Genomic DNA, 12,375 nt, shown 5'->3' with positions numbered 1-12,375 from the left:
GCAGTGGGGCAGGGCGGGCAACCACCTGCCCCTTTTTATGGGGAATGACATGACCGGATCGTTCGAAGACTTCTATGGCCTCATCTGCCTCCTGTGGTGGATGTGCGCCGGCGTGATCGCCTCGCAGGGCTGGGACGAATGAACCTCGGCCGCATCTTCGCCAACGCCATCGCACGCCGCGTCGCGTTCGTGCTGGTGGCGCTGCTGTTCGCTGCGCTCGGCATCGACGGCGCTCGTGCTGCGCCGGCCAACAATCCCGACTGCAACACGGCCATCAACGGCCGCACGGCATGCACGCAGGGTGAGGCGAACATGGTGTGTCAGTCGAAATTGGCGGCTGTTCCTGGGCCCGCTGCGGGCTGGGAATGGAAGGAGCATCCGACGTGCACCAACCTCGTTTCCACCAAGCGCTACTACTGCAACGGCAGCGTGTGGAACCCCAAGACCGGCAACACGCTTAGCCGCTTCTGCGGCTATCAGTACTACGACCAGACGTGCGCGCAGCGGTCCGAAATCACGTCTACCTACTACCCGAAATCCGGTTCGATTTCGTGCAATGCCGGCTGTCAAATTCGCTGGGCTCGCAACTCGGACAGCACCAGTCAGGGCACGCCGAACGGCTCGGTTTGTACCGGCGAGGACATGCCGCAGCAGTGCGACCCGGATACGCAGTATTGGAATCCGTTGCTCAACGCATGCGAACCGACCACGCCCGAGTGCCCGAACGGCGAGAAGCCGAACGGTCGCGGTGAGTGCGGCCAGGAGTCGTGCCCAAAGGGCATGATCCTCGCGCCGGACAACACCTGCACCAACGAAAAGAGCGAGTGTCCCGCCGGCAACGTCAAGTCGCCCTCCGGCGGTTGTCTGCCCGGCGAAGGGCAGTGCGCCCAGGGTGAAGCGCGCCGCGAAAACGGCACCTGCGGCAAGGATTCGGATGGCGATGGCGTTGCCGACGACGATGCCGAAGACGGCGAGGATGACCCCGACAAGAAGAACGACAAGGCATCCGGTGGCGACAATTGCGACACGCCGCCGTCGTGTTCTGGCAGCGCCATCGCGTGCATGCAGGTCAAGATTCAATGGCGAATCGACTGCAACACGCGCAAGAACCGCAACGTCAGCGGCGGCGCATGCAACGCGATGCCGGTGTGCACTGGCGACAAGTGCGATGCGATGGAGTACGCCTCCCTCATCCAGCAGTGGAAGGCCGCATGTGCCCTGGAGCGCTTGAAGGTAGGCGAGGGCGGCGACACCGGAACCGCCGAGTATCTCGCCGCCACCCGCGCCGCCGAAAAGGCCGCTGCGGACGCCATCGCAGGCGAGGGCGACGGCCACGATGGCGTCAGCGAGGACACCATCTTCAAAGACCTCGCCGCCGAGGGCGACGGCTTCAATCCCAACATGTTCGGCGGCCAGTCCGGCGGCATGTGCAGCTTCTCCACCACGCTTCAGCTCATGGGCAAGCCCATCGAGCTACCGGGCGAGTTCTGGACGCTCGCCAGCATGATCGGCTGGCTCGTCGTTGCATCGGCCTACATCTGGGTCGCAGTCAAAATCGGGGGTGAATGATGCCTGCTGTGATGGCCCTGCTGGGCCCGATCCTCGCCGCGCTCGGCCCGTGGATCATGCGGTTCTTCGCGGCCAAGGCCGTGATCATGGTAGCCGGCTTTCTCGGCCGCCTCGGGCTGGTGATCGCCACTAATGAGTTCGCGGTCCAGCCCCTCATCGACCACGCCGTCAGCGCCTGGAACACCATCCCGGCGCAGTGGCAATGCTGGTTCGGCCTGTTCGGCATCACCAAGGCCGCCGGCATCATGGTCAGCGCGCTGACGCTGATTTCCGCCAAGAAAGTGTTCTTCGCCAAGGGCTGATCATGAGCGCCATCGCCAAGACTGCATCCATCACCCTCATTACCGGCGTGCCCGGCAACGGCAAGACGCTGCGCACTGTCTGGTACATCAAACAGGCAATCGAGGCCGGCGAAGAGGTGTTCGTCTGCAACCTCAATGGCCTGACCATCGACGGCTTCAACGACTTCGCCGATCCCACCAAGTGGGAAGAGTTGCCGGCCGGCGCCATCCTCGTGGTCGATGAGGCGCAGCGCTTCTTCCGCGCACAGGCCGGCAACGTGCCTGCCTACATCCAGGCGATGGAGACCATCCGCCATAGCGGCATCCGGTTGATCCTGATCACCCAGAGCCCCGCGCTGATCCACGCCAACATCCGCGCCCTTGTCGGCCTGCATGAGCACCTGGTGCGCGAGGACGGCGCCGAGTCCGCGACCGTCTACCGCCGCAATCGCGTCATCGACAACGTGCGCAGCGACAAGGCGCTCGTGGCGGAGGATCACGAGAAGTGGGCCTTCCCGAAGGACTGCTATCCGCTCTACAAGTCGGCCGAGGTGCACACCGTCAAGCGCACCATCAAGAGCAAGTACAAGCGCGCGATCGTGCTGTTCGTGCTGGCCGCTGCGATCTTCGGCGCAGTGACGTGGAAGGTGCGGGACCACACGTCGGCCGATGAAGCCAAGGCGGCGGCCGGCGCCGTGACGGCGATAGCCGGCCCGGTGCCGGTCGGCGGCGCCGGCCAGCCAGCCGCGCCCAGGTACCCAACTCTCACGGACTACGCCAAGGCGCACGTCCCGCGCTTCGGCACGATGCCCTGGACTGCCCCCGTGTTCGATGAGCGCGCCGTCGTGTCCCAGCCGGCCCTCTACTGCATGTCGAGCGGCGAGGGCACCCGCGCCGATGGCAGCCGCGGCGAGTTCAGCTGCACGTGCCTGACAGAGCAGGGCACGCGCTACGAACTCAGCCAGCCCGAATGCCGCACGGTCGCCCGGCACGGCATGCCCTACAACGCTTACCAGCAGCCGATGATGCCGATCGCCAGCGCGTCACCTGGGCTCGAAGTGATCCCGCCGCCTGACCAGTCCGGCGGCAGCGTCGTTGCGCGGCAGAATAGGGCGCAGGGCACCTTCCCAGAGGTCGCTTCGTCCACCACACGCGTCGGCGCTCTCTGATCAGCAGGGCAGGCGCGGCACGTGAACCCAGCCGTTCTCGACGCGCTGGAATCGCTGTCCTTTGATGCAGCGTTCGCCGTCCTGCAGCGGTGCCGGCGGAATCGGCCGCTCTCGCTGGCGAACTGCCTGCGGCGACGGTATCTGCACCTCGATGTCCCGCAACTGCCGCTCCAGGGCTGCCGTCTCCTTGGCCATCTGCGCGTTCAGTTCGTCCGTCACGCGTTTCGCTTCCCAGCGCACGTACAGGCCGGTCACGATGCTGTGCGCCAGCAGCGCAAGGAACACGCCCGCCGCGATCTGCGGCCAGAGCGCCGGCTGTACCGGCGTCGCGACGATTCGGCTTTCGCCCCTTCGGAAGTCCAGGTCCGATAGATCGGGTGCGCTGATGCGCGGTTCTTCGCGTTCCATGTGATCCCCCTTGTCCAGGCGGCAGCGTAGCCATCCCGGGGTGCAGGGGGAACCCCTGCGGATAACGCCTCACCCGCGCCCGTGGCAGGTCCGCTCCATTGCAGATCGGACCACCGATGCCGGCCCCAGCTCGGGGCCGCCATCCACCACTGGAAAACCGCTCTTATCCGGCGCGCGATCCGAAGCGCTCGACGTGCCAGTCGCGCACCGGTATCCGAAGTACGGTCACCACACCACGATGGCCGCTGTTCGCGTTCCGCGCCTTGGCCGCGTCCCGGCGTGCCTCAGCGGTCTGGCGCCAGGCCAAACCGCGCAGCCGCTCGGGCGACAGGCGATCACCGTCCGGGCTGACCAGATCGCGGCCGGCAAGCCGCCATCCGGCCCACGGTCCATGCAGGCGCACATGGTTCCGGGTGAGCTGGTCACGCACCTGGGCGGCGCAGTCGTTCGGGCAAGCGGCGTCAGCAGGCCAACACGGCGGCCGGCCTCCGAATGCGGTCAGATCCATGTGCGAGCTTCCATGCAGTCAGGCGAGGGCTTGGGGCGGTGCAGCTTGTGTGCCAGCCACGTCCAGAGCACGCCGGCCACGTACCGGGCCGTCTTCGCAATTTCGCATAATGTATATTATGTAAAAAAGCGGTGGCGTCGCTGGGCTACTACGCCGGCATCCTGCGGCTGCTGCTGGAACGCCTCTTGCCACCCGGCAAGCTCCCCAAGGATCGAGGAGCGATCGACGCATGTCAGGCACTGTAACCGGGCACGGAAACGACACCTTCGCCGGCTGGCGCTTCACGGAAAGCGGCCGCGAACTGGTCAGCCCCGACGGCGACCGCATGACAGCCGAACGCCTCAAAGGTCTGCTGTGGCGCGATGCCATGGAGCTGCGACGCGCCGGCTTCGCGTCCAGGCGCAAGGCCGAGGCCGGCACCCGCAGCAAGCAGTACGGCGCGCAGGTCAAGGTCGTGATCGTGGAGCTAGACGACTGGCGGGACCGGCACTTCGGCCGAGCCGGATAAGAGCGGTTTTCCGGTGGTGGATGGCGGCCCCGAGCTGGGGCCGGCATCGGTGGTCCGATCTGCAATGGAGCGGACCTGCCACGGGCGCGGGTGAGGCGTTATCCGCAGGGGTTCCCCCTGCACCCCGACTCGCCATTTTCGTGACGCGTCACCATCGACAGGCGCGACGCACTTCCTCATCAAACATCCGCCGCACCTGGATCGAGACGCCAGCGCCGAGCGCGTAAAGCTTGCGGTCGCGAGCTTGCTTGGCTTCCTCGCAGGCCCCAGCCCGGATCGGGATCGCCGCGCCCTCAGCGACAGCGCGGCTCGGGTTCTGGCGTAGCTGCTGGTCTCGATGCTCGGTCTGCATCTGCACCTGCTGATTCCGAGCCACATCGGCAGCCGGCGGCGGCGCGTAGGTGGGATAGGTGCTGCCGGCCCACACCTTTTCGACGGCTTCCCCTGGCGCGCATGGGATCGACGTGTACTCGACCTGCCCGCCCTTCACGCACTTAAAAATCTGCTGCGCCGACACACTAGCCGGCATGAGGGCGAGCAGCATCGCCCAACGTCGAACGTCCATGATCAACACCCCCTGTCGGGCGGATCATAGCGCCCGCAGGGCTAGTTGAGCAGGCTCGCCGCCCCACCCCCGTCATCCATCAGGGCGGTATCGACATTCAGACCACCGGACGAGATGAGAACGGCCTGTGCGGTGGACGCGCCGGCGCCGGCGGTCGGCTGCGTCGGCTGCGCCGCCGCAGGCGATCCGCCGCTCGCCGCGCTGATGCGCGCGGTTTGCGCAGACGATTGGGTGAACATAAGGTCGATAGGCCACGGGGTGAAGACGATGGTTTCGCCCTCAGCCTCGGCCACCAAACCGTAATCCGTGCGCTCGACGTGGAAGCCCAGCCCCTGCAACTGGATGCTGTCCAGGCGCTCCAGCGTAGCCCCCTGCGTCGCGCGAAACTCCACCAGATAGCGCATGTGATCGGCGGCCTGATACTCGCCGAGATAGCGCGGCCGCGCGGTCAGTGTCAGGTCCACGATGTAGCGCACGCCCGGCGAAAGCTTCTTGCGCGACGGTGCCGCCGCCTGGGCGATGGGTGAGCTACCGGAGCTGACCGCCGACACATCCTTGGCCGGCATAGCCGGAGCCGACGCCTTCTGCGACTCGATCACATCGTGACCTTCCTTGATCGGGCTCACGAAGAAGAACCGCACGAGGAAGAACACGCCGACGAGCGTCGCGATGCTCACACCGATGGCCGGCCACTTGATGACCTGCCACACCGTTCGCGACCCCTCGGTGTACGCATCGGTGTTCTCGACGCCGGGCTGAAACCCGTGATAGAGCGGGAAAATATGCGGATCGTAATCGTGCGTCTCCGACCCGATCTTTTCGAACTTACCCATGGTGTCGCCGACGCTGTAGAAGCGGACGACGTAGCGATCGGCCTTGCCCAGGGCGTTGAGCTTGGCATACACGTTTTTACGCTCGACGCGCTGCCGGATCGAGCTATGAATGGCCCCCACAGCCTGAGACATGATGACCACGTCCAAGCCGATGTGGCCGTGCTTCGCGAAAAACGCCCCCTGCTCCTTCGGCAACGGCTGCCGGCTGCTGGCGTAGTAGTCCTGAACCTCATCGATCACGATCAAGCTATCTGGCTTGACCTGGAACCGCGGCGGATCGTCACCGAACACCGTCAGCAGCGCGACCACTTCCTCTTGCTTGACCACCACCAGCAGCTCACGAACCCGGTCCTGCGGCAGCTGGAGGTGCGCGGCGATCTTCTCGTGATCCAGCCCATTGAGGCGGGCATACACAGTGCGGCCCGCCCTCAACGCCGGCAGGATGTGGTCTTTGAGCGCGCTGTACGACTTGCCGGCGCGCGGCGGCCCTTCCAGGAGGATCAGCATGCCGTCACCACTGGAACAGCGTCGCCAGCTTGCGCAGCATGCGGAAGCTGTAGCCGGCCGCGATGAAGCCCAAGGCCTCGCCAACGCGGAACGTGTTGAGCGCCCAACCGACAGTCGGCCCGGCCTGCGTCAGCAGCGTGCACAGGGTGAAGCCGTTGAGGAAGTCCGGCGCCGGAATCAGCGACCATTGCAGGTAGACCATCGCGAGCCAGTTCTCGAAGCCCTGCAACAGCAGATCCTCGAAGAACTCGACGCCGTTCTCCCACAGGTCTTTCAGCTGCTTGAGCAGCCACGCGGTGAAATCGTTGAGCCATCCCATGTGCAGCCCTCAGTAGATCGCGATGCGATATGCAGCGAACGCACCCATCGCCATGACCACGAAACCCGCGAAAAACAGGGTGTCGGCGATGGTGCCGTCGCATAGCTGGGTGAACGACACTGCGCCGGTCCAGTCGCTTTCCCATGCAATCGTGGGACAGCTACCGCTGTAGGAGCAGTTGCCGAAGAAGTTGTTGATCTGCGCGAAGATCGGTGCGCCCTGCACCGCCTGCCACCACGTTTGGACGATGCTTTCCATCGTCTTTTCGGTCGGCTTGTAGATATCGCCGATGCCCTCGCCAGTCGGCTCCCCCACCCCGTCATCTTCGCCCTCGCCGTCACCCTCACCACCCCCGCCGGGATCACCCTCGGCACCGCCACCGCCGCCCTCGCTGCCGTAGTTCGAGGTGTGGTTGGTGATGTTGTAGTTGTTGGTCACCCCACCGGCGGTGGTCGACGCGGTGCCCTGCCCCGTCTGCTGCCAATCGCCATTGTTGGGCGGGGGCGTGCGCGGCGGATTGATGCCGGCGCCCTCAGGCGACTTCGTCATGGCCTCATTGCCGCTGGTCTTCGTGCCGGTCTCCTTCGCCGTCCAGCAAAAGCGCTTGCCGGAGCTGGACACCGCACAGTGCCGACCATCGCGCTGCAAGCACTGCGTCATCGAGTCTTCCCGGGCGCAGTAGTCGCCCTCCGGCGGCGTGGTGCCGTCGTCGGCAGAGCACACAGCGCCGTCAGGCAGCCATGCACCGCCCGGTGTGTAGCTGACGGTCTGACCGCCAGAGAACGACCAGCGGCGCACTTCGCCGTTGGCCGCGCGGCCGTACGAGCAGCCGTTGTAGCAGGTCGAGCCGGAGCCGACGTAGATCGCGGCGCTGTTTGCGCCTGGCGGTCCATCGCCGTCCCCCGTGCGCTGCTGACAGGTGTTCGAATAGTAGAAGTAACCGGCGAATCCGTTTTCCACATAGCCGTCGCGGATGCGCGTGCGGGTGTACTTGCCGTGATAGCGCTTCGTTGATGCCAGGTGGTCACAGGTGAATCCGGTGTAGGTGTAACCGGCCGTCTGCGGAACCGCGCTAAGGGAGGCTTGGCACCTAGCGAAGGCCTGCCCTTGATCGCAATAGGGCGCGACGTTGGTGCAGTTTTCAATGTTCGCGCGGGCGCTGCCGATACCGAGCGCGCCGAGTACAAGGGCCACCACGACGAAAGCGAGACGGCGCGCGATCGCGCTGACGAACACCCGAGATAGCCACTTCATTGGCTGGCCTCGTTATAGCCGAGGGACGCAGCGTGCGCCGCCAGCGCGCCGAGCAGTCCGAGAAAAATGCAGATGAGCATGTGCGCCCTCCTGGAATAAAGAGGGCGGGGTTTCCCCCGCCCGCCCCGTCCGCCCGTCGATCAACGGAAGAACGTCGCCACCTTGTTGGTCGCCCAGCGGGCGAAGCCGGGTGCAGCCTTCAGCGCACCAGCACCGACGATGGCAGCGACCGCGCCAGCGGTGGCCAGACCGGTGAGGATTTCGGAAAAGTCCATGGTGTTGCTCCTTTGCTCAGGTTGGGATGTGCGCGGTATGCGCGGTTAATGCCGGTCGGTGCTCAGCATCTTCACCACGGAGCCGACTTGGGAGCCGACGACGTTGCAGACGATGACGAAGCCGAAAGCACCGATCAGCCACGATGCAGCGACGCCCGCCTCAGGCCACTGGAACAGGTCCGAGAGGAACGCCATCTGCGCGTGTTCGGTTGCGGACACCAGCACGTAGCCCGCGCACTCGGAGGGCGCCTGTCCGGTCGGGATCACGGTGCCGTCTGCTTGCAGGGCTACGCACAGGGCCATGGATCAGGCCGCCGCTGCAGCGCGACCGGACGCGGCCGGAACCGGCGGCGCCAGGGCAACGCCCGTGGACTTCACTGCGACCGACAGCGGCCACAGCTTCACGCGCTTCAACGCGGGCTCGCCGTAGTTGTTCTGGCCGTAGCTGTCGGGGTGGATGAGATAATCGCCCACCGAATAGCAGAGGCCATCGCCGAGTCCGACGTTGAAGGTGGTTTCGTAGCCGTCGCCGAGCAGAATGCATGCGCGCTGCTCGCGGATGATCTGCGGACCGTTCTTGCCGTTGATGCGACGCTCGATGATGGATTCACTCTTGATCCTCACGAAAGACATGGTTGAGCCTCCTCAGGCCACATGGTTTCCCGGATATACGCGGGCAATTGCGCTGCCGTGCATGCACGCTTGAATCGCGCGGGCAGCCCTTCGCGCGACACGTGTTCCCGGAGAAATTCCGGGGTTTTCTCACCGAACGCCTGCCACAACACGTGGAGGGTCGGACCGATCTGGCGACGTGCCCAACGCTTCATCGCGTGGCCGGTCGCCTCGACGGTGCGTTTCGCAAGCTCGATGCGGCAGGCGGCGCCGTGAGCGACCGATGCCAGGAGCGTTGTCAGGTAGCCGTACGCGCCGCGCAGGTACTTCATCGGGTTGATGAGCGCCTCGCGCGGCACCTGCTGATGCTTGCCATAGAGCCGCGCTTCAAAGCGCACCCACGGCGATTCAGCGACGCCCAGCTGCTTGCCCTTCTCGTAGATGCAGCACTGCTTGTGGCCCTTCTGGCCGACGTAGAGCGTGCAGCCCTTGCCCGAGCCGTGGTCGTCAAGGAACTTCGTGGTGGGCGGGGCACCGTTGCCACGGAACGCGCCATTCAGCGCGGCACGCTCATGCACGCGCACATCGCCGAAAACACCCTCGTAATCGTCGTATGCGAGATCGCAGCGACTGATCCGGCCGTGGTGAAGCTCGAGCTTTTTGGTGACGGTCCACCAGTTCTTGACGAACCGGCAGGCAGCGCCGGACAGGCTGATGCAGATGGTGTCGCCGTTGCCGCCCTCGCCGTAGCGGCCGACCACTTCGCCTTGCGCATCCACGATGTAGGCGGATTCGCGATAGAACTGCCAGCGCTTGACCTGGACCTCAGCGATGCGAACGTCAGAAGGCGAAAGGCCAAAGACGTTGTAGAGAAGCAGGCTCACCCGCGTCACGCCATGATCGATGAGCCGAGCGCGCGGGATCACCACGGTCAAAAAGTCCACGATGGCACCATGGGTAGCGGCCATCTGAGACTTTTGGCCCGTGTTACTCACCGGGCCAACCGCCCCACCCTTCCCCGCTTCGCCCGCGGAAAAGGGGTGTGCTACGCCAGCAGCACGCCCCGACCAGAACGACGCTTCGCGCTCGCTCAGCGCGACGTGCATGCGCCTGGACTTGATGTCGGCGAAGTCGCGGGCAGTCACGCGCACACCTGCTGCGCGATGCGAAGCGCGGCGCATTCATCCAGCTGATCGTGTGCGGCCATTTCGACCGCGTGCCACCACGACGGCGGCAGGCCGGCGTCGAACAGGTCCGGCTGCACAAGGCGATGGATCGCGGTTTCCAACGCGATATGCGCGCCGCGTTCGGTGTCGGTCGTGCGGCTCATGGCTGCACCTGGGCGCGAGGCGCCGCAAGGAAGCGGTACGCGTCGGAGAGCATCACCAAGGCGCGATGGTCCCGGCGGATGCGGCGGTGCTTGATCGTGGAGAGCGCATCATCAACGCCGACGACGCCGAAGAAGATGAGAAAGGCGCAGCCGATGAGCAGTGCGATCGGTAGATCGGTGCCGGTGATGATCATGGTTGTCCCCTGCCCTAGCGCCCTAGACCCGCACGCCCCGGCTAGGGCACCGGGGGGCGGGGGTGTTCGGAACAACCCGAACAGTTCGGAGTTAACCTGACACCGAACATCAATGTCAAGGAAGTTCCGAACATGAGCATCGTTGCGACGCTGCTGGACAAAGCACGAACCCGGCGCGGAGTACCGACAGACATGGCCTTAGCCGAACGGCTGGGCCGGTCAAGGGCGGTGGTCAGCGAGTGGCGCGCGGGCAAGAGTTACCCGGACGAAGACCTGATTTGCGCGCTCGCAGAGATGGCCGGGGACGACCCCGGGGAATGGCTACTGGCGATCAAGGCGGTCCGAACGGACGGCCGCGCTGGCAAGGTCTGGGCAGCTCTCGCCCAGAGGCTGGGCACCGCCACGGCGGTGCTGTTATGCGCAATCGGGATCGGGTTCGCGACCCCGGCGAAATCCTCGGAAATCAACGGCTTAGCGCGTGTCGGCGCGGTTGGCCATTCGGGCGTCTGTATATTATGTCATTGAGGCTGGCGGCCACGCTGGGCTACTACGCCGGCATCCTGCGCCTGCTGCTGGAACGTCTCTTGCCACCCAGCAAGCTCCCCAAGGACCGAGGAGCGATCGACGCATGTCAGATGCTGTGAGCGGCACCGGAAACCACACATTCGCGGGCTGGCGCTTCACCGAAAGCGGCCGGTATCTGGTCAGTCCTGCCGGCGAACAGATGACCGCCGAACGTCTCAGCGGCCTGCTATGGCGCGACCAGATGGAGCTGCGCCGTGCAGGCTTCGCGTCCAGGCGCAAGGCCGAAGCCGGCACCCGTGGCCGCCAGTACGGCGCAAAGGTCAAGGTCGTGGTGGTCGAACTTGACGACTGGCGCGAACGGCACTTCGGCCGCGCTGGCTGATGCTCGATCGAGCGTTCTATCGGTGCGACAAATCTGCGACGCCGGCGGACCGATTGTCCTATGGGCGAGAAAAAACGTTCGAGCGGTTTTCGGTGGTGGATGGCGGCCCCGAGCTGGGGCCGGCATCGGTGGTCCGATCTGCAATGGAGCGGACCTGCTACAGGCGCGGGTGTGGCGTTATCCGCAGGGGTTCCCCCTGCACCCGACGGCTACGCGCCCACGTGCTCGACAGCTACGCGCGCCATACCTCCGCACAATCCGGCACCGGCCGCACTTAGGTCCGTGATCCGCTCGCCATTCATGCTGCCGCGCAATCGGGGATAGTTCGCGAGCATCGTTTGTATGAAGGAATCAATCTTTCCTTCCAAGACGGCCAAGTCGCTTCGATGTGCGAGCGCATTTCTAGCCTCATTGAGCTTCTCGACGCCACTCCATAAGTGCGTTTCATGGCCGTCAATAGCGCGCGCAAGATGGTACTTCTGCGTAAACGAAAGACGAGCCCTCCGAGCTATTTCTGGCTTCTTGCAAACGGAAAGAACTATCTCGTCGAGAAGTTCTTCGATCATTAGATGCTGCTTCAAGAGCAAAGAAGCGTAAGGGTTTTCCTCGGCATATCGCTCGAAAAACTGTCTCGCACGCTCATCACGGACGGGGTCTTCATCTGCCATCGCTCGATCCTCCAAGTAGCAAGAAGCAAAATCAGCGCCACGAGTCATCGGCAATTGGAGGCCACGTACTCGTCCCAGCTGCGGCGTGTCTCGATTGAATGGCTACCACGCGTCGGGCGAGTAGCTGCCATGTTGCGATCGCGAGTCTGCTTGGCAGCGTCGCAGCGCCCTACCGACGAACCTACCGATGCAGCGGCTGCGGCATTGTTCGCAGCCCTCAGCTCAGCGTCGCGCTGATTCGTGGCTTGAATCGAGTTGTAGACGCGCCAGCGCTCCGAGTTGGGCGGCGGCGTGTACGTGCCGTGCTGCCATGTCTTGGCAGGCTCCTGGCCACTGGCGCACGGCTCGGACTGATAGGCCACTTCTTTGCCCTTGACGCACTTGTAGACCTGCTGCGCCTGCGCACCGGCCGGGATTAGGGCCAGCACCAGCGCCCAGTGTCGAACGTCCATGATTCACCCCCTGTGG

21 protein-coding genes are annotated in these 12,375 nt (G+C 64.8%); 7 read left to right on the top strand and 14 right to left on the bottom strand.

What is annotated here, in order from left to right:
- The first annotated feature begins 138 nt into the window (after positions 1-138).
- Genes IB242_RS06755 through IB242_RS06745 form a run of 3 tightly spaced genes read left to right on the top strand, consistent with a single transcriptional unit; the run spans position 139 to position 3,019 of the window.
- Positions 139-1,569: a hypothetical protein gene (locus IB242_RS06755; protein WP_192277278.1), complete on the top strand. Its 1,431-nt coding sequence runs from the start codon at positions 139-141 to the stop codon at positions 1,567-1,569.
- Between the two features lie 11 nt (positions 1,570-1,580).
- Positions 1,581-1,871 (top strand): DUF2523 family protein, encoded by a 291-nt coding sequence (locus IB242_RS06750; RefSeq protein WP_192277276.1) that lies wholly within the window; start codon positions 1,581-1,583, stop codon positions 1,869-1,871.
- 2 nt (positions 1,872-1,873) lie between these two features.
- Positions 1,874-3,019: a zonular occludens toxin domain-containing protein gene (locus IB242_RS06745; RefSeq protein WP_192277273.1), complete on the top strand. Its 1,146-nt coding sequence runs from the start codon at positions 1,874-1,876 to the stop codon at positions 3,017-3,019.
- On the opposite strand, the gene IB242_RS06740 is transcribed toward IB242_RS06745, so the two are convergent.
- The gene (locus tag IB242_RS06740) at positions 3,020-3,427 is read right to left on the bottom strand and encodes a hypothetical protein (RefSeq protein ID WP_192277271.1); all 408 of its coding nucleotides are present in this window, start codon (positions 3,425-3,427) and stop codon (positions 3,020-3,022) included.
- Positions 3,428-3,590: 163 nt separating this feature from the next.
- Positions 3,591-3,935 (bottom strand): DUF3653 domain-containing protein, encoded by a 345-nt coding sequence (locus tag IB242_RS06735; RefSeq protein WP_192277269.1) that lies wholly within the window; start codon positions 3,933-3,935, stop codon positions 3,591-3,593.
- A gap of 229 nt (positions 3,936-4,164) precedes the next feature.
- On the opposite strand from IB242_RS06735, the gene IB242_RS06730 reads away from it, so the two are divergent.
- Positions 4,165-4,443 (top strand): DUF3653 domain-containing protein, encoded by a 279-nt coding sequence (locus IB242_RS06730; protein WP_192277267.1) that lies wholly within the window; start codon positions 4,165-4,167, stop codon positions 4,441-4,443.
- 148 nt (positions 4,444-4,591) lie between these two features.
- Here the strand turns inward: IB242_RS06730 and IB242_RS06725 are convergent, their stop codons facing one another.
- The 10 genes from IB242_RS06725 to IB242_RS06680 all read right to left on the bottom strand — a co-directional run bounded on the left by IB242_RS06725 (position 4,592) and on the right by IB242_RS06680 (position 10,332).
- Positions 4,592-4,987 carry a DUF4124 domain-containing protein gene (locus IB242_RS06725; RefSeq protein ID WP_192277265.1) on the bottom strand — a complete coding sequence of 132 codons (396 nt, stop codon included), beginning with the start codon at positions 4,985-4,987 and terminating at the stop codon, positions 4,592-4,594.
- A 62-nt stretch (positions 4,988-5,049) separates the two neighbouring features.
- Positions 5,050-6,348 carry a zonular occludens toxin domain-containing protein gene (locus IB242_RS06720; protein WP_192277263.1) on the bottom strand — a complete coding sequence of 433 codons (1,299 nt, stop codon included), beginning with the start codon at positions 6,346-6,348 and terminating at the stop codon, positions 5,050-5,052.
- 4 nt (positions 6,349-6,352) lie between these two features.
- The gene (locus tag IB242_RS06715; RefSeq protein ID WP_192277261.1) at positions 6,353-6,667 is read right to left on the bottom strand and encodes a phage coat protein; all 315 of its coding nucleotides are present in this window, start codon (positions 6,665-6,667) and stop codon (positions 6,353-6,355) included.
- Between the two features lie 9 nt (positions 6,668-6,676).
- The gene (locus tag IB242_RS06710) at positions 6,677-7,921 is read right to left on the bottom strand and encodes a hypothetical protein (protein WP_192277259.1); all 1,245 of its coding nucleotides are present in this window, start codon (positions 7,919-7,921) and stop codon (positions 6,677-6,679) included.
- A gap of 140 nt (positions 7,922-8,061) precedes the next feature.
- Complete coding sequence (locus tag IB242_RS06705; RefSeq protein ID WP_192277257.1) at positions 8,062-8,196, bottom strand: capsid protein; 135 nt, start codon at positions 8,194-8,196, stop codon at positions 8,062-8,064.
- 45 nt (positions 8,197-8,241) lie between these two features.
- Positions 8,242-8,499 carry a hypothetical protein gene (locus IB242_RS06700; RefSeq protein ID WP_192277254.1) on the bottom strand — a complete coding sequence of 86 codons (258 nt, stop codon included), beginning with the start codon at positions 8,497-8,499 and terminating at the stop codon, positions 8,242-8,244.
- Positions 8,500-8,502: 3 nt separating this feature from the next.
- Positions 8,503-8,829: a single-stranded DNA-binding protein gene (locus tag IB242_RS06695; protein WP_192277252.1), complete on the bottom strand. Its 327-nt coding sequence runs from the start codon at positions 8,827-8,829 to the stop codon at positions 8,503-8,505.
- Positions 8,817-9,953 (bottom strand): replication initiation factor domain-containing protein, encoded by a 1,137-nt coding sequence (locus tag IB242_RS06690; protein ID WP_192277250.1) that lies wholly within the window; start codon positions 9,951-9,953, stop codon positions 8,817-8,819. Before IB242_RS06690 ends, IB242_RS06695 begins: the two co-directional genes overlap by 13 nt.
- The gene (locus IB242_RS06685) at positions 9,950-10,138 is read right to left on the bottom strand and encodes a hypothetical protein (RefSeq protein ID WP_192277247.1); all 189 of its coding nucleotides are present in this window, start codon (positions 10,136-10,138) and stop codon (positions 9,950-9,952) included. The genes IB242_RS06690 and IB242_RS06685 overlap by 4 nt, the downstream gene beginning before the upstream one ends.
- Positions 10,135-10,332 (bottom strand): hypothetical protein, encoded by a 198-nt coding sequence (locus tag IB242_RS06680; protein ID WP_192277245.1) that lies wholly within the window; start codon positions 10,330-10,332, stop codon positions 10,135-10,137. The genes IB242_RS06685 and IB242_RS06680 overlap by 4 nt, the downstream gene beginning before the upstream one ends.
- Before the next feature lie 132 nt (positions 10,333-10,464).
- On the opposite strand from IB242_RS06680, the gene IB242_RS06675 reads away from it, so the two are divergent.
- Genes IB242_RS06675 through IB242_RS06670 form a run of 3 tightly spaced genes read left to right on the top strand, consistent with a single transcriptional unit; the run spans position 10,465 to position 11,239 of the window.
- Entirely contained in the window at positions 10,465-10,857 is a 393-nt protein-coding gene (locus IB242_RS06675) for a hypothetical protein (RefSeq protein ID WP_192277243.1), read from the top strand.
- The gene (locus IB242_RS20640; protein WP_255523447.1) at positions 10,848-10,976 is read left to right on the top strand and encodes a hypothetical protein; all 129 of its coding nucleotides are present in this window, start codon (positions 10,848-10,850) and stop codon (positions 10,974-10,976) included. The genes IB242_RS06675 and IB242_RS20640 overlap by 10 nt, the downstream gene beginning before the upstream one ends.
- Entirely contained in the window at positions 10,961-11,239 is a 279-nt protein-coding gene (locus tag IB242_RS06670; RefSeq protein WP_192277241.1) for a DUF3653 domain-containing protein, read from the top strand. Before IB242_RS20640 ends, IB242_RS06670 begins: the two co-directional genes overlap by 16 nt.
- 209 nt (positions 11,240-11,448) lie before the next feature.
- On the opposite strand, the gene IB242_RS06665 is transcribed toward IB242_RS06670, so the two are convergent.
- Positions 11,449-11,907 (bottom strand): hypothetical protein, encoded by a 459-nt coding sequence (locus tag IB242_RS06665; RefSeq protein ID WP_192277239.1) that lies wholly within the window; start codon positions 11,905-11,907, stop codon positions 11,449-11,451.
- 44 nt (positions 11,908-11,951) lie between these two features.
- Positions 11,952-12,359, bottom strand: coding sequence for a DUF4124 domain-containing protein (locus tag IB242_RS06660; RefSeq protein ID WP_192277237.1), 408 nt, complete (start codon positions 12,357-12,359; stop codon positions 11,952-11,954).
- Positions 12,360-12,375: the final 16 nt, after the last annotated feature.

Origin of the sequence: Xanthomonas sp. XNM01 (assembly GCF_014851915.1) — a bacterium.
Lineage (GTDB): Bacteria > Pseudomonadota > Gammaproteobacteria > Xanthomonadales > Xanthomonadaceae > Pseudoxanthomonas.
The sequence above is the reverse complement of the archived record's forward strand: the minus strand, read 5'-3'. Positions and strand labels throughout refer to the sequence as shown.